This is a genomic window from Variovorax sp. J22G73, from assembly GCF_030317035.1.
In the GTDB taxonomy this organism is placed as follows: Bacteria; Pseudomonadota; Gammaproteobacteria; order Burkholderiales; family Burkholderiaceae_C; genus Variovorax.
Genome location: NZ_JASZYK010000014.1, coordinates 1 through 18,806, shown reverse-complemented (window position 1 = coordinate 18,806; position 18,806 = coordinate 1). Strand labels below are relative to the sequence as shown.

Sequence of the window (18,806 nt, the reverse complement as noted above, 5' to 3'; positions counted from 1 at the left end):
ACGATCCCTTGCCTCTACAAAGGAAGCCTTGACAATAACTGCCGCGGCAACTAATATTTCGGCCATGAGCGATGCCAATTCAACCCAAGCCACGTCGGCGCAAGCCGACGCCGAGCGTCGCGCGCCTGCCGCCTTCTACCGGCCGGAAACCTACCAGACCGAAGAGAGCATCGGCTACCTCATGCGCCGCATCGTGACGGCCGTGGGCCAGTCGATCGAGAGCCGCATCTGCGAGCCTGGCAGCCCGACCTATCCGCAGTGGGTGCCCCTCTATAAATTGCATGTGGGCGCCGCCACCACGGTGGCCGAACTGGCCCGTGCCTGCGAGCTCGACACCGGCGCCATGACGCGCCTGCTCGACCGCCTGGAGGCCAAGGGCCTGTGCCGGCGCGTGCGCTCGCTCGAAGACCGGCGCGTGGTCAACATCGAGCTCACCGACGAAGGCCGTGCCGCCGCCAAGGAAGTGCCCTACGTGCTCAGCCGCGTGCAGAACGAACACCTTGCAGGTTTTTCCAATGAGGAGTGGGAGCAGCTGAAAGGCTATCTGCGCCGCATCCTCGACAACGCACAGGCCCTCGCGGTCCGTGGAGATAAAAATGACTGATTCCCTCGCCGTGCGCGCGCAGCGTCGCACTCCTGTCGAAGCTGTCGCGCAGCGCCGCACTACCGTCGCAGCCGCCGCGCTGCTGGTGATCGCGCTCGCCGGTTGCGCCGACATGTCCGGCATCGGCTCGCAGGCCAAGCTGCGCGACGCGTCCTCGCTGGGCATCGCGCCCGACAGCGCCGCCGCGCCGGCCGCCACGCTCGACAGCCAGTGGTGGCTCGCCTTCGGCGACACGCAGCTCAATTCGCTGATCGACCAGGCCGTGGCCGGCAACCCGAACCTGCAGATCGCGCAAGCCCGCCTCGCGCGCGCGCAGGCTTCTGCGGACATCGCCGGTGCGGCCCTCAAGCCGCAGGTGAAGGGCGATCTCGACCTGAACCGCCAGAAGTTCAACAGCAACTACATCTACCCGGCACCGCTGGGCGGCTCCACGCAGAACATCGGCCTGCTGCAGCTCAGCGCCAGCTGGGAGCTCGACTTCTTCGGCAAGAACCGCAGCGCGCTCGACACCGCCATCGGCGCGGTGAACGCCGCCGCAGCCGATGCCGACGCCTCCCGTGTGCTGCTGGCCAGCAACGTCGCGCGCAGCTACTTCCAGTGGGCGCGCCTGAACGACCAGCTCACCGTGGCCAAGCGCACGCTGGCCCAGCGCGACGAAACCCTGAAGCTGGTGCGCGACCGCGTCTCCGCCGGCCTGGACACCCGCCTCGAACTGCGCCAGAGCGAAGGCGGCCTGCCCGAGGCGCGCCAGCAGATCGAAGCGCTCAACGAGCAGATCGCGCTGCAGCAGCACGCGCTCGACGCCCTCGTGGGCCAGCCCAACGTGTCGGTTTCGCTGAAGCCGCCGGTGCTCGACAGCGTGAAGACGATGGCGCTGCAGTCCAACATTCCGGCCGACCTGCTGGGCCGCCGCGCCGACATCGCCGCCGCGCGCTGGCGCGTCGAGGCCGCCACCAGCGACGTGAAGAACGCCAAGACGCTCTTCTATCCCAACGTGAACCTCACGGCTTTCGCCGGCTTCCAGAGCCTGGGCTTCGGCAAGCTGCTCAAGTCGGGCAGCGAGCAGTGGGGCGTGGGCCCGGCCATCAGCCTGCCGATCTTCGAGGGCGGCAAGCTGCGCGCCAACCTGCGCGGCAAGTCGGCCGACCTCGACGTGGCCATCGAAAGCTACAACGCCGCCGTGATCGACGCCGTGCGCGACGCGGCCGACCAGGTGGCCAGCGCCCAGTCCATCACGCGCCAGCAGGCCGAGCAGCGCGCCGCGCAGACCGCGGCCGAAGGTGCCTACGACATCGCCGTGCAGCGCTACCGCGCGGGCCTGGGCAACTACCTGAACGTGCTGACGGCCGAAACCGCCGTGCTGGCGCAACGCCGCCTGGCGGTCGACCTCGCCGCGCGCGCGCTCGACACGCAGGTGGCGCTGGCGCGCGCACTGGGCGGCGGCTGGCAGCCCCCGGCCACCGCCACGGCCGCACTGACCAACTGAACAGACCCGACTCCTTCGTCTTCGGAAAGAACTTCACCATGAGCGATAACAACACTCCGACGCCCGCTGCTGCCGCAGCCTCCGCGAACCCGACGGCGCCCGAGGCGCCCGCCAGCAACGGCAAGCGCCGTCGCGCCCTCACCGCGCTCGCCGCGGTGGTCATCGTCGCCGGCGGCGGCTGGGGCCTGTACGAATGGCTGGTCGCCAGCCACTACGAGGACACCGACAACGCCTACGTGTCGGGCAACGTCATCCAGATCACCCCGCAGATCGGCGGCACCGTGATGTCCATCGGCGCCGACGACACCGACTTCGTCAAGGCTGGCCAGCCGCTGGTGCAGCTCGACCCGGCCGACGCCAAGGTGGCGCTGGAGCAGGCCGAGGCCGCGCTCGCGCAGGCCGTGCGCCAGGTGCGCACGCTGTACGCCAACAACGGCTCGCTGGCCGCGCAGGTCACCCTGCGCCAGTCGGACATCGTCAAGGCGCAGAGCGACATCGCCAAGGCGCAGGACGACCTGCAACGCCGTCGCGCGCTGTCGGGCAACGGCGCCGTGTCGAAGGAAGAACTCAACCACGCCGAAACCCAGCTCGACACCGCCAAGAGCCAGCTCGCCGCGGCCCAGGCCGGCGTGGTGGCCGCCAAGGAGGCCCTGGTGAGCAACCAGTCGCTCACCGAAGGCACCAGCGTGGCGCAGCACCCCAGCGTGCTGTCCGCCGCCTCGAAGGTGCGCGAGGCCTACCTGGCCACGCAGCGCGTCGCCATGCCCGCGCCGGTGGACGGCTACGTCGCCAAGCGCACCGTGCAGCTCGGCCAGCGCGTGGCCGCCGGCACGCCCATGATGTCGATCGTGCCGCTCAACCAGCTCTGGGTCGACGCCAACTTCAAGGAAGTGCAGCTGCGCAACATCCGCATCGACCAGCCCGTGAAGCTCACGGCCGACGTGTACGGCAAGAAGGTCGAGTACACCGGCCGGGTCGCCGGTTTGGGCGTGGGCACCGGCAGCGCCTTTGCGCTGCTGCCCGCGCAGAACGCCACCGGCAACTGGATCAAGGTGGTGCAGCGCGTGCCCGTGCGCATTGCGCTCGACCCCGAGCAGCTCAAGGCCAACCCGCTGCGCATCGGCCTGTCGATGGACGCCGAGATCGACATCTCGTCCAAGAGCGGCAAGATGCTCGCCGACGCGCCGCGCGCCACCGCGCTCACGCAGACGGCGGTGTACAGCCAGCTCGACCGCGGCGCCGACGCCGAAGTGGACCGCATCGTCGCGGCCAACCTCGGCCGCAGCGCGCCGGCCACGGCCGCCGTGCCGTCCAAGGGCTCGGCCGCGCCCAGCGCCGCGCCCGCTGCGGCATCCGTGGCCGTGCAGGGCCAGCCGGGCTGATCGCCCGCGCGCCCCGCACACCCGTCACAGTCAGCTGAACAGTTCGCGCGACCGCAATGGCCACCGCTGCTCCTGCCTACATCGCGCACCCGCCACTCGAGGGCTCCGCCCGCATCTGGGGCACGGTAGCGCTGTCTGCGGCAACCTTCATGAACGTGCTCGACTCGTCGATCGCGAACGTGTCGTTGCCCGCCATCTCGGGCGACCTTGGCGTGAGCACCACGCAAGGCACCTGGGTCATCACCAGCTTCGCGGTGGCCAACGCCATCGCGGTGCCGCTCACGGGGTTCATGACCCAGCGCTTCGGCCAGGTGCGCCTGTTCATGGCCAGCGTGATCCTGTTCATGATCGCCTCGCTGCTGTGCGGCCTGGCGCCGAACATGACCACGCTCATCCTGTTCCGCGCGCTGCAGGGCTTCGTCGCGGGGCCGATGATTCCGCTGTCGCAAACCTTGCTGCTGTCGAGCTACCCGCGCGCCAAGGCAGGGCTGGCGATGGCCATGTGGTCGATGACCACGCTGGTCGCGCCGGTGATGGGGCCGCTCCTGGGCGGCTGGATCACCGACAACATCTCGTGGCCGTGGATCTTCTACATCAACATCCCCGTGGGCATCGTGGCCGCGTCCATCACGTGGGCGCTGTACCGCAAGCGCGAGAGCACCACGCACAAGGTGCCCATCGACGCCATCGGCCTCGCGCTGCTGGTGCTGTGGGTGGGCTCGATGCAGCTGATGCTCGACAAGGGCAAGGAGCTCGACTGGTTCCACTCGGCCGAGGTCGTCACCATGGCCGTGGTCGCGGTGGTGGGTTTCGCGTTCTTCCTGGTCTGGGAGCTGACCGACAAGCACCCGGTGGTCGACCTGTCGCTGTTCAAGCGCCGCAACTTCTGGTCGGGCGCGGTGGCGACGGCGGTGGCCTACGGCCTGTTCTTCGGCAACGTGGTGCTGCTGCCGCTGTGGCTGCAGCAGTGGATGGGCTACACCGCCACGCAGGCGGGGATGATCATGGCGCCCGTGGGGCTGCTGGCGATCTTCTTCTCGCCGATCGTCGGGCTCACGGTGAGCAAGATCGACCCGCGCCGCTACGCGACCTTCTCGTTCCTGGTGTTCGCGCTGGTGCTGTGGATGCGCTCGAACTTCAACACGCAGGCCGACTTCGTCACCATCATCATTCCGACGGTGATCCAGGGCATTGCGATGGCGTTCTTCTTCATTCCGCTGGTGACCATCACGCTGTCGGGCCTCACGCCCGACCGCATTCCGGCCGCCTCGGGCTTGTCGAACTTCCTGCGGATCACGGCCGGCGCCATGGGCACGTCGCTGACCACCACGCTGTGGGACAACCGCGCCACGCTGCACCACTCGCAGCTGGCCGAGACCATCAACCAGGGCAACAACGCCGCCACGAGCGCCATGTCGGGCCTTACCAGCAGCGGCTTCAGCACCGACCAGGTGCTGGGGCAGATGAACCGCATCGTCGACCAGCAGGCCTACATGCTGGCCACCAACGACATCTTCTATGCGTCGGCCATCCTGTTCCTGCTGCTGATTCCGCTGGTGTGGCTGGCCAAGCCGCAAAAGGGCGGTGCCGGTGGCGACGCCGCGGCCGGCGCGCACTGAGCGTCACGCTGTAGAACGCACTCGACCCCCGGGCTTCTTCAGGAAGACCCGGGGGTTTTCACATCTGCAGGGCGCGCAGCACGTCGTAGCAGGCGCCCATGGTGTGGTAGTCGGTCTTGCCGGCCGGGCTCTTCTCGTCGCTGATCTTCGTGTTCTGCGGCGTGAGGATGCGATACCAGGCGCCGTGCCGGTGATCGACAAAGTGCTCCCAGCTGTACGCCCAGATGCTGTCGTACCAGTCCCAGTAGCCGGCGTCGCCGGTGCGCACCGCCAGCAGCGCGGCGGCCGCGAGGCTCTCGGCCTGAACCCAGAAGTACTTGTCGCCGTCGCACACCGTGCCGTCGGGGGCGAAGCCGTAGACCAGCCCGCCGTTGTCGGCGTCCCAGCCGCGGAACATGGCGGTGTCGAAGAAGTGGCGCGCGCGCGGCACGGCCCAGTCGGCGCTGCGGCCCGCCGCGGTGAGCTGCCGCTCCAGCTGCAGCAGCAGCTTGGCCCACTCGGTCAGGTGGCCGGTCTGGAAACCCCAGGGCCGGAAGATGTTGGTCTTGTCGCCGCGGTTGTAGTCCCAGTCGGGCGACCAGTCTTCGCGATAGTGCTCCCAGACCAGCCCGTTGGCCAGCGCCGCCTGCTTGCCGGTGACCGCTTCGGCGAGCGTGAGCGCGCGGTCGAGGTAGCGCGTGTCCTTCGTCGCCTCGAAGGCGGCCAGCATCGCCTCGCAGGCGTGCATGTTGGCGTTCTGCCCGCGGTAGGCGCCTACGCGCCAGTCGACCGTGGCTTCGTCGGCATAGAGCTGGTGCCGCGGCTCCCAGAAGTGCTGCTCCATCAGCTCCCATGTGTGCGAGAGGCCGGCGCGTGCCTCCTCGACGCCCGCCATCAGCGCGTGCGCATGCGCGAGCAGCACGAAGGCCAGTCCGTAGCAGTGGTTGGTGCCGTCTTGCACGGTGGCGCCTTGCTGGTGCCAGTCGACCTGCCACGCGTGGCCGCCCTCGGGCTTTGCGTGGCCCGCCTGAAGAAAGGCCAGCCCGTGCCGTACCGCCGCGAGATGCTGCGGGTTGCCGAAGCGGCGGTAGGCCATCGCGTTGTTGAAGACGAAGCGCGTGCTGCTCACCAGGTGGCGCGTGCGGCGGTCGTACACCGTGCCGTCGTCCTTGTAGAAATGAAAGAAGCCGCCCGTGGCGTCGAGGCTGCGCGGCTCGTAGAACGCGAGCGTGTGCAGGATGTGGTCGACCAGGAAATCGGGGGAGCGAAAGTTCGGCATCTGGAATGAAGCGGCATGCGGGTTGCCGAACCAGTGTAGGCAGGGGTATGGGCGAATGGGCCTTGTGGTTTCCCCGAACAAGACGCCATGTCGAACGCCAGCCTTGGGCGTGAAGCGAAGCAAATGGAGTGCTGAATTCCTCACCTTCGCGTGTTCGGCGCTCGGCTGTATGACCATTGTTTGCAGTGCGTTTCGCAAGGCCCCCGCAAACTGCCGCGACCTCATGTCCGTGATGGAAGGTCGTCGATGTCGCGCACGCTGTCTGTTTCTTGTTCCGCCATTCCTGTTGTTTTTGGTCGCCCAGTGCTGGAGCCTGTGCGGCTGTCTGGCGAAGAAGGCGTCGATGGGTTGTTTGCCTATGAGCTGTGGCTGTCTGGGGCTGCGGAGCTGGAACTCGATGGGTTTGTCGGGCGAGAGATCTGTTGCGAGATCGAGCTCGATGGCGCGGCGCCTCGCCAGATCAATGCGCTCATCACCGATGCGGCGCTGTGGGGCGAGCAGGGGCGCCACGTTCATTACAAGCTCACCCTGCGCCCCTGGCTGCACCTGGCCACCCTGCGCACCGACTGCCGGATCTTCCAGAACCAGACGGTCGCGCAGATCCTCGACGCGCTGCTGGCGAACTACGGGTTTCCTGTCGACAAGAGGCTGGCCGAGAGCTACCCGCCGCGGGACTACCAGACCCAGTTCAACGAGAGCGACTTCCAGTTCTTCAGCCGCCTGTGCCAGGAATGGGGCATCAGCTACCACTTCGAACATTCGCAGGGCAGGCACCGGCTGGTGCTGTCGGACGCCATGGGCGCCTTCAAGCCCGCCGAGAGCGCCGCATACCGCGAGGTCGAATACCACGCCCCAGGCTGGAAGCTGGATGCGGAATACATCCACAGCTTCGTGCCGATGCACCAACTCACCAGCGGGCGGTATGCGGCACGGGATTACGACTACACCCGGCCCCGGGCTGACCTGAGCGCAAGCCGCAAGGACCCGAGGCCCACGGGGCACGCCGATGGCGAGGTCTACCAGTGGCATGCGGAGACTGGCGGCGCTCATTTCGTTCAGCCCAATGCCGGCAGCGCCGGCAACAACGACCCGAAGGCGGAAGGCGACCTGCTGGCGATGCTGCGCATGCAGGCCCTGCGCACCCACGGCGCCAGGGCACAGGCCAGCGGCAACCTCCGGGGCATGGTGGCCGGGCGCACCTTCAGGCTGCAGAAGCATCCCAGGGAGTCCGCCAACGCCGAATACCTGGTCCTGACCACGCGCTTCCTCATCGAGAACGTCGCGCAAGAAAGCCAGCGCAAGGACGGTCTCGTCGACAACGAGGAAAAGCAGCAATGGCGCGTCAGCGTCGACTTCACTGCGCACCCCGTCACCGAACCCCTGCGCCCCGCGCTCACCCAGCCCAAACCCCGCGCGGGCGGGTGCCAGGTGGCCGTGGTGGTCGGGCCAGCGGGAGAGAACATCTGGACCGACGCGCTGGGCCGCATCAAGGTGCAGTTCCCCTGGGACCGCCTCGGCGGGAACGACGCGCACAGCAGCTGCTGGCTGCGCGTGAGCTCGCCGTGGGCGGGCAACCAGCTGGGCGGCATCCACATTCCGCGGATCGGCCAGGAAGTGATCGTCGACTTCATCTCGGGCGACCCGGACCTGCCGATCTGCACGGGCCGGGTGCATAACCAGGCGAACCTGCCGCCGTGGGCGCTGCCGGGGCAGAGCGCGCTGAGCGGCTTCAGGAGCCGGGAGTTGACGAAGGACGGTGGCGGCAACGGCGCAGCGGGCAGATCGAACCACCTGCTGATGGACGACACCGAGGGCCGCATCCAGGCGCAACTGAAAAGCGACCACCAGAGTTCGAGCCTAAGCCTGGGAAACATCACCCGGGTGGAGGACAACGCGGGGAGAAAGGAGGCGAGAGGCGAGGGCTTCGAACTGCGCACGGACGGCCACGGCGTGCTGCGCGCGCAAGACGGACTGCTCATAACCACCGAAGCGCGGCCCGATGCGGCCCGCCATGCCAAGGACATGGGCGAGACCATCCAGCGTCTCGCGCAGGCCCGCGACCAGATCGAAGGCCTCTCGCAAGCCGCGCAGTCGGCCGGCGCGCAGGAGCAGGGCGAAGACCAAGCCGTCGTCGCCCGGGCCGCCAAGCAACAGAACGATGCGCTCAATGGAGGCGGCGAACCTCGCAGCCAGCACAGCTTTCCCGAACTCGACGCGCCGCACCTGGTGCTCGCCAGCCCCGCGGGCATGGCGATCACGGCAGCACAAAGCCTGCACAGCCACACGGGCGCGCACACGCAGCTGACCAGCGGTGGCCACGTGTGCATCGGCGCGGCAAAGCGCATCCTGGCGAGCGTGGGCGAGGGCATCCGCATCTTCGCGCTCCAGAGCGGCATCAAGGCCTTTGCATTGCAGGGTGACATCCGCATCGAGGCCCAGGGCGATGCGCTGGCGGCCACGGCGCTGGGAGATGTCGACATCGTCAGCACGCAGGACACCGTCTACGTCGTCGCCAGCAAGAAGGTGACGATCAATGGCGGCACCAGCTTCAGCGAATGGAACGAGGGCGGCATTCGTCACGGCACGCTGGGCACCTGGATCGAGCATGCCGCCATGCATGCCACGCCGGGCCCTGATGCCGCGCCGACTCCCTCGGCACCCAAGGTGTGCTGGGAGTGCATGCAGCGCGCCATGCGGCGGGGGACCGCGGCTGCGCCGAGGGCATGAGATGAGCCACCCGCAGATGTTCCCGGCACTGGGTGCGAACGATGCACTGAATCATGGCGCCGAGCTTCACGAGGCCTTGCATCGCTATCTCTGCGCGCAGGTTGCCCCGTTGCTTGCCCCGGGCGAAGCGAACGCCGGGCTATGCCGTTACGCGCTCGTCAGCGCGGGCCAATGCAATGAAGGCGTCGTCGCAGCCGCGGTACGCGATCACCGTTTGCCTGACGAGCGCCTGTTCATGCAGACGCCCGAGTCGGACATGGCGGACATCGGGCCCTGGCTGATCGAGCTGCCGTCCACGCCTGGGCCTGAGCTGCTCGATGCGTTGGCCGACATGGCGACCTCGCAGTCGATGACCTTGTTGTGCAGCGCGCTGCGCATCCCCAAGCTGGCCGAACACCTGCGCAGCTTCATGTCCGGCGTGCTGCCGGACGGTTCCCCGGTGTTGCTGCGTTGGTTCGATCCACGGATCGGCTTCGACATGCTGGTGCATTGGCCGGATGCTGTCAGGCAACGCTTTCTTGCACCGCTGGCGTGGTGGGCAGGCTGGGATGGCGGCTTTGAATTTCGCCGCTTCTCCGGCGCTGCAAGCGGCGATGGTTCATCGTCGAGCGAGTCCATCGAACTGGACACCCGATGGCTCAAGGCCGTCGACGAGGTGGGCGAGCCGCAACTGATCGTCGCGCTGCTGCTCGAGGAGATGGAGGCGGCGGGCTCCCCGGCGTTGCTCGATCTTTCACGCATGCACGCCTGGCTGCGCAGGCAGGTTGCACGTGATGCACTGGTGTTTGCCCGTGGCGCTGGGTTATTCGGATGGGACGACCGCTTGCTCGCCTGCCGGCTCGCCTTGACGACCCATCCGAAGTTCTACGAGCATCCGGCCTTCGGTTCGGTGTGGTCCGCCACGGCGCCGACGCGGCTCGTCGATGTGCTTGCGAAGTTGCCTGCGCGCGTGCACGCCGGGTGGGCGCAAGACCGGCAACCCGCGCTCGCGCGCCTGTGCGAGGAATTGAAGGTTGCGCTTGGCGCGGTGAACTGAACACCGGCGGCTACAGTCATCTGCATGCCGCCCAAGGCAGGCAAGGCGTTGCATCGACCGTTTGTCGTTGCGACGACAGTCCCTCTGAACAGCTCAAGCCGGGCCATGCATGGTTGCACTGCAGCATAGGCATTTGCCCCAGTATCCAAGCGCGGAACGCCCACCAACAATCAGTCCGCGCCCGGTAGTGGCGAATTCAGATGGACCGCATGACCGACTTTCTTCTTCCGCATCCGGGCGACTTCGCGAGATGAGCGACGTCATTCTCGAAACACGCCAGCTCACCAAGGAATTCAAAGGGTTCACCGCGGTCAGCAAGGTCAACCTGTCGGTGGTGCGCGGCTCCATTCACGCGCTCATCGGTCCCAACGGCGCGGGCAAGACGACCTGCTTCAACCTGCTGACGAAGTTCCTCGAGCCGACCACCGGCACGATCCTCTTCAACGGCCAGGACATCACGGGCGAGCGCCCCGCGCAGATCGCGCGGCGCGGCATCATCCGCTCGTTCCAGATCTCGGCCGTGTTCCCGCACCTCACGCTGCTGGAAAATGTGCGCCTGGGCCTGCAGCGCCGCCTGGGCACCTCGTACCACTTCTGGAAGAGCGAGAAGTCGCTCAAGCCGCTCGATGCACGCGCGCGCGAACTGCTGGCCGAAGTGGGCCTCGAGGAGCTCGCCGACGAGCAGACCGTGAACCTTCCCTATGGCCGCAAGCGCGCGCTCGAGATCGCGACCACGCTGGCCATGGAGCCCGAGCTGATGCTGCTCGATGAACCCACGCAGGGCATGGGCCACGAAGACGTGCACCGCGTGGCCGAGCTCATCAAGCGCGTGTCCGCGGGCCGCACCATCCTCATGGTGGAGCACAACATGAGCGTGGTGTCGACCATTGCCGACACCATCACGGTGCTGCAGCGCGGCGCGGTGCTGGCCGAGGGCCCGTACGCCGAGGTCTCGAAGAATCCGCAGGTCATGGAGGCCTACATGGGCACCACCGACGGCGAAATGCAGGGCGCCCACTGACATGACCGCCGCACTCGAAATCAAGGGCCTGCAAGCCTGGTACGGCGAATCGCACGTGCTGCACGGCGTCGACATGGTCGTGCAGCCGGGCGAGGTCGTCACGCTGCTGGGGCGCAACGGCGCAGGCCGCACCACCACGCTGCGCGCCATCATGGGCCTGACGGGCGCGCGCAAGGGCAGCATCGAGGTCAACGGCAAAGAGACCATCGGCATGCCGACGCACCGCATCGCCCATCTGGGCATCGGCTATTGCCCGGAAGAGCGCGGCATCTTCGCCAGCCTCTCGTGCGAAGAAAACCTGCTGCTGCCGCCGGAGCTCAAAGGGGGCGGGCAGGGCATGTCGGTCGAAGAGATCTACGCCATGTTCCCCAACCTGGCCGAGCGCCGCCACAGCCAGGGCACGCGCCTGTCGGGCGGCGAGCAGCAGATGCTGGCGGTGGCGCGCATCCTGCGCACGGGCGCCAAGCTGCTGCTGCTCGACGAGATTTCCGAAGGCCTGGCGCCGGTCATCGTGCAGGCGCTGGCCCGCATGATCACCACGCTGCGCGCCAAGGGCTACACCATCGTGATGGTGGAGCAGAACTTCCGCTTCGCCGCGCCGCTGGCCGACCGCTTCTACGTGATGGAGCACGGCCGCATCGTCGAGAAGTTCGGCGCCGCGGAGCTCGAAGCCAAGATGCCCGTGCTCACCGAGCTGCTGGGCGTCTGAGAAGAGAAAAAAAGAAACGTCCACAAGACCTCACTCCCATCCCACAAAGATTCCTCCAGGAGACAACACCATGAACAAGAAAATCGGCCTCGTCGCTACCGCCATCGGCATCCTCGCGCTCGGCGCGGGCGCCGCGCAGGCACAGGAAAAAGTGAAGATCGGCTTTGTCACCGACCTGTCGAGCCTGTACGCCGACCTCGAAGGCAAGGGCGGCGCCACGGCCATCCAGATGGCCATCGACGACTTCGGCGGCAAGGCGCTGGGCCAGCCGATCGAGCTGCTGGTGGCCGACCACCAGAACAAGGCCGACATCGCCGCCTCGAAGGCGCGCGAGTGGGTCGACACGGCCGGCGTGACGATGATCTTCGGCGGCACCAACTCGGGCGTGGCGCTGGCCACGGCCAAGGTGGCCGAAGAAAAGAAGCGCGTGTACTTCAACAACGGCGCGGGCAGCTCGGTGCTCACCAACGAGCAGTGCAGCCCGTACACCATCCACTACGCCTACGACACCGTGGCGCTGGCCAAGGGCACGGGCGCCGCGGTGGTCGACCGCGGCGGCAAGAGCTGGTTCTTCCTGACGGCGGACTACGCCTTCGGCCACGCGCTGGAAGCCGACACCACCAAGGTCGTGAAAGAAAAGGGCGGCACGGTGGTGGGCGCGGTGCGCCATCCGCTGAACGCATCGGACTTCTCCTCGTTCCTGCTGCAGGCGCAGAACTCGAAGGCGCAGATCCTGGGCCTGGCCAACGCGGGCGGCGACACCATCAACTCCATCAAGGCGGCGAAGGAGTTCGGCATCAACAAGACCATGAAGACCGCCGGCCTGCTGGTCTTCCTGAGCGACATCCACAGCCTGGGCCTGAAGAACACCGAAGGCCTGCTGCACACCACCAGCTGGTACTGGGACCTGAACGACGAGTCGCGCAAGTTCGCCAACCGCTTCTTCGAGAAGACCAAGCGCATGCCCACCGACGTGCAGGCCGCCGACTACTCGGCCACCATGACCTACCTGAAGGCCGTGGCCGCCGCCAAGACCACCGACTCCGACAAGGTGATGGCGCAGCTCAAGAGCACCAAGATCGACGACTTCTACGGCAAGGGCCAGATCCGCGCCGACGGCAGCTTCATCCACGACATGTACCTGGTCGAGGTGAAGTCGCCCGCCGAGTCGAAGAAGCCCTGGGACTACCTGAAGGTGCTCAAGACGCTGCCGGGCGACCAGGTCTTCACGACCAAGGCCGAGACCAAGTGCGCCGCCTGGAAATAAGCGGCAAATAAACGGCATAGACCGCTGACCCCCGCGCAGACACCACCACCCAAGCCACCACCGAAGCCAACGAGGAGAACCCTTCCATGAAACGCACGCTCATCGCCTCCGCCTGCCTCGTCGCCACCTGCCTGATGGCGGCCGGCGCCGCGCAGGCGCAGGACAAGGTCAAGATCGGCTTCATCACCGACATGTCGAGCCTCTACGCGGACGTGGAGGGCAAGAACGGCGCCCTCGCCATCCAGATGGCCATCGACGACTTCGGCGGCAAGGTCAACGGCATGCCCATCGAGCTGCTGCAGGCCGACCACCAGAACAAGGCCGACATCGCCGCCTCCAAGGCGCGCGAGTGGATCGACACGCAGGGCCTGACGATGCTGTTCGGCGGCACCAGCTCGGGCACAGGCCTGGCCATGGCCAAGGTGGCGCAGGAGAAGAAGCGCGTGTTCATCGTCAACGGCGCGGGCAGCTCGGCGCTCACCAACGAGCAGTGCTCGCCCTACACCGTGCACTACGCCTACGACACCGTGGCGCTGGCCAAGGGCACCGGCAGCGCGGTCATCGCGCGCGGCGACAAGAGCTGGTACTTCCTGACGGCCGACTACGCCTTCGGCCAGGCGCTGGAAGCCGATGCGTCCAAGGTGGTCAAGGAGAAAGGCGGCACCGTGGTGGGCAGCGTGAAGCACCCACTGAACACGTCGGACTTCTCGTCGTTCCTGCTGCAGGCGCAGAACTCCAAGGCGCAGGTGCTGGCGCTGGCCAACGCGGGCGGCGACACCATCAACGCCATCAAGGCCGCGAAGGAATTCGGCATCACCAAGACCATGAAGATGGTCGGCCTGCTGGTCTTCGTGACCGACGTGCACAGCCTGGGCCTGAAGAACACCGAGGGCCTGCTGCTCACCACCAGCTGGGACTGGAACCTGGACGACAAGACGCGCGCCTTCGGCAAGAAGTTCTTCGACAAGACCAAGCGCATGCCCACCGACATCCAGGCCGCCGACTACTCGGCCACCATGACCTACCTGAAGGCCGTGCAGGCCGCCAAGAGCACCGACGCAGACACGGTCATGGCGCAGATCAAGAAGACCCCCATCGACGACTTCTACGCCAAGGGCGTGGTGCGCGAGGACGGCCGCTTCGTGCACGACATGTACCTCATGCAGGTGAAGTCGCCGGCCGAGTCGAAGCAGCCGTGGGACTACTACAAGGTGGTCCAGAAGCTCAAGGGCGAGGACGTGTACACGACGAAGGCCGAGAGCAAGTGCGCCCTCTGGAAGTGATTTTTCACGGGCGCCCCGGCGCCCGGGTTCGTTGAAACGCCTATGACCATTTCCCTTCCCGGCCTGCTGAGCCAGCTCCTCCTGGGGCTGGTGAACGGCTCGTTCTATGCCATCCTGAGCCTTGGGCTCGCGGTGATCTTCGGCCTGCTCAACGTCATCAACTTCGCGCACGGCGCGCTGTTCATGCTCGGTGCCGTCCTCACCTGGATGGCCATGGAGTACCTCGGCATCAACTACTGGGTGATGCTGATCGCGGCGCCCATCGTCATCGGCCTGTTCGGCGTGCTCATCGAGCGGCTGCTGCTGCGCTGGATCTACAAGCTCGACCACCTCTACGGCCTGCTGCTCACGCTGGGCCTCACGCTGCTGATCGAGGGCGTGTTCCGCTCGGTGTACGGCGTGTCGGGGCTGCCCTACGACGCGCCCGAGGCGCTGTCGAGCGCCACCGACCTCGGCTTCATGGTGCTGCCCAACTACCGCGCCTGGGTCGTCGTGGCTTCGCTGGTGGTGTGCTTCGCCACCTGGTACGTGATCGAGAAGACGCGCCTGGGCGCCTACCTGCGCGCCGGCACCGAGAACCCGCGGCTGGTGGAGGCCTTCGGCGTGAACGTGCCGCTGATGATCACGCTGACCTACGCCTTCGGCGCGGGCCTCGCGGCGTTCGCCGGCGTGCTCGCCGCGCCGGTGATCCAGGTGTCGCCGCTGATGGGGCAGAACCTCATCATCGTGGTGTTCGCGGTGGTCGTCATCGGCGGCATGGGCTCGATCATGGGCGCCATCCTCACGGGCCTGGGGCTGGGCGTGATCGAGGGCTTCACCAAGGTTTTCTATCCAGAGGCTTCGTCTACGGTTGTGTTCGTGATCATGGTCATCGTGCTGTTGATTCGCCCCGCCGGCCTGTTCGGCAAAGAGAAGTAAGGCGAGCGGCACCATGAACCTGAACATGAAGAAAATCTCCACCGTCGTCTACGGCCTGCTGCTGGTCGCGCTCATCCTGGCGCCGTTCTTCGGCGCCTACCCGGTGTTCGTGATGAAGCTGATGTGCTTCGCGCTGTTCGCGGCGGCGTTCAACCTGCTGCTGGGCTTTACCGGCCTGCTGTCCTTCGGGCACGCGGCCTTCCTGGGCGGCTCCGCCTACGTCGCGGGCCACGCCATGAAGGTGTGGGGCCTCACGCCCGAGCTGGGCCTCATCGCGGGCACGCTGGCGGGCGGCTTCCTGGGCTGGATCTTCGGCGTGCTGGCCATTCGCCGGCAGGGCATCTACTTCGCGATGATCACGCTGGCGCTCGCGCAGATGATGTTCTTCGTCGCGCTGCAGGCCAAGTTCACGGGCGGCGAAGACGGCCTGCAGGGCGTGCCGCGCGGCAAGCTGTTCGGGCTCATCGACCTGTCGAACGACCTCACGATGTACTACGTGGCGCTGGTCGTGGTCGTGCTGGCTTTCCTGCTGATCGTGCGCACCATCCACTCGCCTTTCGGGCAGGTGCTCAAGGGCATCAAGGAGAACGAGCCGCGCGCGCTGTCGCTGGGCTACGACGTGAGCCGCTTCAAGCTGCTGGCCTTCGTGATCTCGGCGGCGCTGTCGGGCCTGGCCGGTTCGCTCAAGACGCTGGTGCTGGGCTTCGCCACGCTGTCGGACGTGCACTGGACCGCCTCGGGCCAGGTCATCCTGATGACGCTGGTGGGCGGGCTGGGAACGCTCTCGGGCCCGCTGGTGGGTTCGGCGGTGGTGGTGCTGCTGGAGAACAAGATCGGCGAACTGGGCAACCTGCTCGCGCGCATCACCACGGTCGACTGGTTCAACACGCTGGGCGAGTCGGTGACCATGGTGACGGGGCTGATCTTCGTGATCTGCGTGCTGGCCTTCCGCAAGGGGATCATGGGCGAGATCATTGCGTTCATCGAGCGGCGCAAGGGCGCATCGGGCAAGTCGCACTGAGCGCTGTCGGCGGGGTCGTGGCCGTTGCTCAGGGCGCGATCGCGCCCCGGGCAGCAGCAGGAACAAGCGCTACAACCGAAGAGGCGCCGCGTACCCCGTCATCTCCAGATACCCCCGCCCCACGCGCCGGCCTTGCGCATCGAGCAGATCGCTCACCCCTTCCCAGTACACCCCGCCCGTAGAGCCACGGCTGTCCAGCTCCTGGTCATCGAGCAGCGCCCGCACCTCGAACGCACCTGCTGGCGTCTGCACACGCCACTGCGTCGGGTACCTGGCCTGCGTGCGCGGGCTGTCCCATGACTTGAGCGCCTCGAAGCGCACCTCGTCGTTCGCAAAAATGCGCGCCACGCCATCGCGTGGCCGAAACGATCCGCCGCCCCACAACGCACTGCCGTCGCTGCGCCGCAGGTGAAAGGCCGTCAGCGCGCTGCCGTCGTCCAGGTTCATGCCGATCCAGTCCCAGCCCACGGCCTCGGGGTGCATCAGCGCTTCGCTCCACTCGTGGTCCAGCCACGCCGCGCCACCCACGTCGAACGCCTGGCCCTTCAGCGTCAGCTTGCCCTGCGCCTTCAGCTGAGGCTCGCTGTAGTAGTAGCTCGCCTGCGATTCGTCCGGCCCCTTGCGCGACAGCCCCGCCTTGCCCTGCAGCAACACCGGCTGCGTGGGCGTGAAGCGCAGGTCGAGCGCGAACTCGCCGGCCGGAATGCGCGCGATGTAGAGGCCGTTCTCGCGCACCAGAGACCAGTCGCGGATGCGCACGTCTGTGTCGCTGGTGCTGGCCTCGGCCACGCCGAAGCCGGCGCGTGCGATGCGATGGTCGTGCAGCAGCACGCGGCCCTCGAGGTCGGTGACGGCCGCGTGCGCGAACACCAGGTTCTTCGCCGCGAACGCCGAGCGCATGCCCAGCGCGGCATCGACGCGCGAGCGGAAGAAGGTCACCTGAAAACCGAACTCGCGTCCGGCCGGCGTCTTCGCGTGCCCGGTGATGTACCACCACTCGGTGTGCAGGTCGGGGTGGCTGCCGAAGTCGCGAGGGAACTCGAGCCTGCGCTCGGGCAACGCCCATGCCGTGACAGGGCCGAGCGCCGGAGCGGCAAGCGCCGCCAGCAGCAGGCCGCGCCGCGACAGCGCGAAGGAGGTGCGCCCGGGCTGCATCACGCCGCCACCAGCGCGTCGATGCGCTGCTGCGCGGGGCCGATGTCGCCGAACGCGTTCTTCACCCATGCGGCGTCGTGGTAGCTCGGCAGGTAGCGCTCGCCGGCATCGCACAGCAGCGAAAGAATGGAGCCCTGCTGGCCGGCCGCGCGCATCTCGCGCGCCACGGCCAGCATGCCGACGAAGTTGGTGCCCGTCGACGGGCCTACCCTGCGCCCCAGCAGCGCCGACAGCGCATGCATCGCGGCCACCGAGTCGAGGTTGGGCACCTCGATCATCCGGTCGACCAGCGTGCGGATGAAGCTGGGCTCCACGCGCGGTCGGCCGATGCCCTCGATGCGCGAGCCGGCGGCGGTGAGCGTGGCGTCGCCGGTGCGGTGGTAGGCCGAGAACACCGAGCCCTCGGGGTCGGCCACGCACACCTGCGTGTCGTGGCAGCGAAAGCGCACGTAGCGCCCGATGGTCGCGCTGGTGCCGCCGGTGCCCGCGCCCACCACGATCCATTTGGGCACCGGATGCCGCTCGCGCGCCATCTGCTGGAACATGCTCTCGGCGATGTTGTTGTTGCCGCGCCAGTCGGTGGCGCGCTCGGCGTAGGTGAACTGGTCCATGTAGTGGCCGCCGGTGCGCTCGGCCAGCGCGCGGGCCTCTTCGTACACCTGCGCCGCATGGTCCACGAAGTGGCAGCTCGCGCCGTAGAAGGCGATCTGCGCGACCTTCTCGGGCGAGGTGGTGCGCGGCATGACCGCGATGAAGGGCAGGCCCAGCAGCCGCGCGAAGTAGGCCTCGCTCACCGCCGTGGAGCCGCTGGAGGCCTCGACGATGGTGGTGCCCTCGCGCACCCAGCCGTTGCATAGCGCATAGAGGAAGAGCGAACGCGCGAGCCGGTGCTTCAGGCTGCCGGTCGGGTGCGTGGACTCGTCTTTCAGGTACAGGTCGATGCCGGCGGCGGCCAGCGAGGGCAGCGGCAAGGGGATGAGGTGCGTATCGGCGCTGCGCTGGTAGTCGGCCTCGATGCGGCGGATGGCACTGTCTAGCCAGTCGGTGATGGCTGTGGAGGAGGGGGTTTGCTGCATAGCGCGTCAGTCTACAAGTCATGCCTTGTGACTCCCAATGGCGCTTGCGTGGTCGGGCTGTTGAGCGGATTTTTTTGGCTGGGCGTTGATTGGCTTTGGGATTTTGGTTTCGGGGCCGGGACTCGCCCCGGCGGGCGACTTACTTTCTTTTGCTTCGCCAAAAGAAAGTAAGGGCGGTTTCAAACCTGAAGTGCAACACACTCGATCCTGAAAGGAAGAGCTTGCATGACCAGGAGTTACGAAC

Annotated in this window: 16 protein-coding genes; 12 read left to right on the top strand and 4 right to left on the bottom strand. The window is 67.1% G+C overall.

The features are described from left to right. Positions 1–64: 64 nt before the first annotated feature. Genes QTI51_RS32620 through QTI51_RS32605 form a run of 4 tightly spaced genes read left to right on the top strand, consistent with a single transcriptional unit; the run spans position 65 to position 5,091 of the window. Positions 65–604 carry a MarR family winged helix-turn-helix transcriptional regulator gene (locus QTI51_RS32620; protein ID WP_116913081.1) on the top strand — a complete coding sequence of 180 codons (540 nt, stop codon included), beginning with the start codon at positions 65–67 and terminating at the stop codon, positions 602–604. Then, on the top strand, positions 597–2,090 hold the full coding sequence (locus QTI51_RS32615; RefSeq protein ID WP_116913082.1) for an efflux transporter outer membrane subunit: 1,494 nt from the start codon (positions 597–599) through the stop codon (positions 2,088–2,090). The genes QTI51_RS32620 and QTI51_RS32615 overlap by 8 nt, the downstream gene beginning before the upstream one ends. A gap of 38 nt (positions 2,091–2,128) precedes the next feature. Then, positions 2,129–3,472, top strand: a complete 1,344-nt coding sequence (locus QTI51_RS32610) for an HlyD family secretion protein (protein ID WP_286517415.1) — start codon at positions 2,129–2,131, stop codon at positions 3,470–3,472. Positions 3,473–3,528: 56 nt separating this feature from the next. Further along, the gene (locus tag QTI51_RS32605; protein ID WP_116913084.1) at positions 3,529–5,091 is read left to right on the top strand and encodes a DHA2 family efflux MFS transporter permease subunit; all 1,563 of its coding nucleotides are present in this window, start codon (positions 3,529–3,531) and stop codon (positions 5,089–5,091) included. Positions 5,092–5,149: 58 nt separating this feature from the next. Here the strand turns inward: QTI51_RS32605 and QTI51_RS32600 are convergent, their stop codons facing one another. Continuing rightward, positions 5,150–6,349: an AGE family epimerase/isomerase gene (locus QTI51_RS32600; protein WP_116913085.1), complete on the bottom strand. Its 1,200-nt coding sequence runs from the start codon at positions 6,347–6,349 to the stop codon at positions 5,150–5,152. Between the two features lie 246 nt (positions 6,350–6,595). On the opposite strand from QTI51_RS32600, the gene QTI51_RS32595 reads away from it, so the two are divergent. The 8 genes from QTI51_RS32595 (at position 6,596) to QTI51_RS32560 (ending at position 16,331) form a co-directional block, all read left to right on the top strand. After that, on the top strand, positions 6,596–9,076 hold the full coding sequence (locus QTI51_RS32595; protein WP_286517414.1) for a type VI secretion system Vgr family protein: 2,481 nt from the start codon (positions 6,596–6,598) through the stop codon (positions 9,074–9,076). Position 9,077: 1 nt separating this feature from the next. Next, complete coding sequence (locus QTI51_RS32590) at positions 9,078–10,112, top strand: DUF4123 domain-containing protein (RefSeq protein ID WP_165840601.1); 1,035 nt, start codon at positions 9,078–9,080, stop codon at positions 10,110–10,112. Between the two features lie 250 nt (positions 10,113–10,362). Next, positions 10,363–11,133, top strand: a complete 771-nt coding sequence (locus tag QTI51_RS32585) for an ABC transporter ATP-binding protein (RefSeq protein WP_013542391.1) — start codon at positions 10,363–10,365, stop codon at positions 11,131–11,133. 1 nt (position 11,134) lies between these two features. Continuing rightward, positions 11,135–11,842: an ABC transporter ATP-binding protein gene (locus tag QTI51_RS32580; RefSeq protein ID WP_116914520.1), complete on the top strand. Its 708-nt coding sequence runs from the start codon at positions 11,135–11,137 to the stop codon at positions 11,840–11,842. A 70-nt stretch (positions 11,843–11,912) separates the two neighbouring features. Continuing rightward, positions 11,913–13,109: an ABC transporter substrate-binding protein gene (locus QTI51_RS32575; RefSeq protein ID WP_116914521.1), complete on the top strand. Its 1,197-nt coding sequence runs from the start codon at positions 11,913–11,915 to the stop codon at positions 13,107–13,109. Between the two features lie 134 nt (positions 13,110–13,243). Next, a complete protein-coding gene (locus tag QTI51_RS32570) occupies positions 13,244–14,392 on the top strand; it encodes an ABC transporter substrate-binding protein (protein WP_286517429.1) in 1,149 nt (382 codons plus the stop codon). Positions 14,393–14,434: 42 nt separating this feature from the next. Next, on the top strand, positions 14,435–15,310 hold the full coding sequence (locus QTI51_RS32565; protein ID WP_116914523.1) for a branched-chain amino acid ABC transporter permease: 876 nt from the start codon (positions 14,435–14,437) through the stop codon (positions 15,308–15,310). A gap of 13 nt (positions 15,311–15,323) precedes the next feature. Then, the gene (locus QTI51_RS32560; protein ID WP_371086528.1) at positions 15,324–16,331 is read left to right on the top strand and encodes a branched-chain amino acid ABC transporter permease; all 1,008 of its coding nucleotides are present in this window, start codon (positions 15,324–15,326) and stop codon (positions 16,329–16,331) included. Between the two features lie 69 nt (positions 16,332–16,400). Here QTI51_RS32560 and QTI51_RS32555 read toward each other — a convergent pair whose 3' ends face one another. From QTI51_RS32555 to QTI51_RS32545, 3 genes are all read right to left on the bottom strand, one after another. Beyond that, a complete protein-coding gene (locus QTI51_RS32555) occupies positions 16,401–17,486 on the bottom strand; it encodes a lipocalin-like domain-containing protein (RefSeq protein ID WP_116914524.1) in 1,086 nt (361 codons plus the stop codon). After that, positions 17,486–18,562 (bottom strand): PLP-dependent cysteine synthase family protein, encoded by a 1,077-nt coding sequence (locus QTI51_RS32550; RefSeq protein ID WP_116914525.1) that lies wholly within the window; start codon positions 18,560–18,562, stop codon positions 17,486–17,488. The genes QTI51_RS32555 and QTI51_RS32550 overlap by 1 nt, the downstream gene beginning before the upstream one ends. An 18-nt stretch (positions 18,563–18,580) precedes the next feature. Further along, a partial coding sequence (locus QTI51_RS32545; protein WP_286517413.1) for a hypothetical protein occupies positions 18,581–18,806 on the bottom strand: 226 nt, incomplete at its 5' end.

Excerpts from the sequence above, each read along its gene's own strand:
- QTI51_RS32590 (WP_165840601.1), top strand. The coding sequence starts at position 9,078 with ATGAGCCACCCGCAGATGTTCCCGGCACTGGGTGCGAACGATGCACTG.
- QTI51_RS32560 (WP_371086528.1), top strand. The coding sequence starts at position 15,324 with ATGAACCTGAACATGAAGAAAATCTCCACCGTCGTCTACGGCCTGCTG.
- QTI51_RS32620 (WP_116913081.1), top strand. The coding sequence starts at position 65 with ATGAGCGATGCCAATTCAACCCAAGCCACGTCGGCGCAAGCCGACGCC.
- QTI51_RS32595 (WP_286517414.1), top strand. The coding sequence starts at position 6,596 with ATGTCGCGCACGCTGTCTGTTTCTTGTTCCGCCATTCCTGTTGTTTTT.
- QTI51_RS32605 (WP_116913084.1), top strand. The coding sequence starts at position 3,529 with ATGGCCACCGCTGCTCCTGCCTACATCGCGCACCCGCCACTCGAGGGC.
- QTI51_RS32570 (WP_286517429.1), top strand. The coding sequence starts at position 13,244 with ATGGCGGCCGGCGCCGCGCAGGCGCAGGACAAGGTCAAGATCGGCTTC.
- QTI51_RS32565 (WP_116914523.1), top strand. The coding sequence starts at position 14,435 with ATGACCATTTCCCTTCCCGGCCTGCTGAGCCAGCTCCTCCTGGGGCTG.
- QTI51_RS32610 (WP_286517415.1), top strand. The coding sequence starts at position 2,129 with ATGAGCGATAACAACACTCCGACGCCCGCTGCTGCCGCAGCCTCCGCG.
- QTI51_RS32575 (WP_116914521.1), top strand. The coding sequence starts at position 11,913 with ATGAACAAGAAAATCGGCCTCGTCGCTACCGCCATCGGCATCCTCGCG.
- QTI51_RS32615 (WP_116913082.1), top strand. The coding sequence starts at position 597 with ATGACTGATTCCCTCGCCGTGCGCGCGCAGCGTCGCACTCCTGTCGAA.
- QTI51_RS32555 (WP_116914524.1), bottom strand. The coding sequence starts at position 17,486 with ATGCAGCCCGGGCGCACCTCCTTCGCGCTGTCGCGGCGCGGCCTGCTG.
- QTI51_RS32600 (WP_116913085.1), bottom strand. The coding sequence starts at position 6,349 with ATGCCGAACTTTCGCTCCCCCGATTTCCTGGTCGACCACATCCTGCAC.
- QTI51_RS32580 (WP_116914520.1), top strand. The coding sequence starts at position 11,135 with ATGACCGCCGCACTCGAAATCAAGGGCCTGCAAGCCTGGTACGGCGAA.
- QTI51_RS32585 (WP_013542391.1), top strand. The coding sequence starts at position 10,363 with ATGAGCGACGTCATTCTCGAAACACGCCAGCTCACCAAGGAATTCAAA.
- QTI51_RS32550 (WP_116914525.1), bottom strand. The coding sequence starts at position 18,562 with ATGCAGCAAACCCCCTCCTCCACAGCCATCACCGACTGGCTAGACAGT.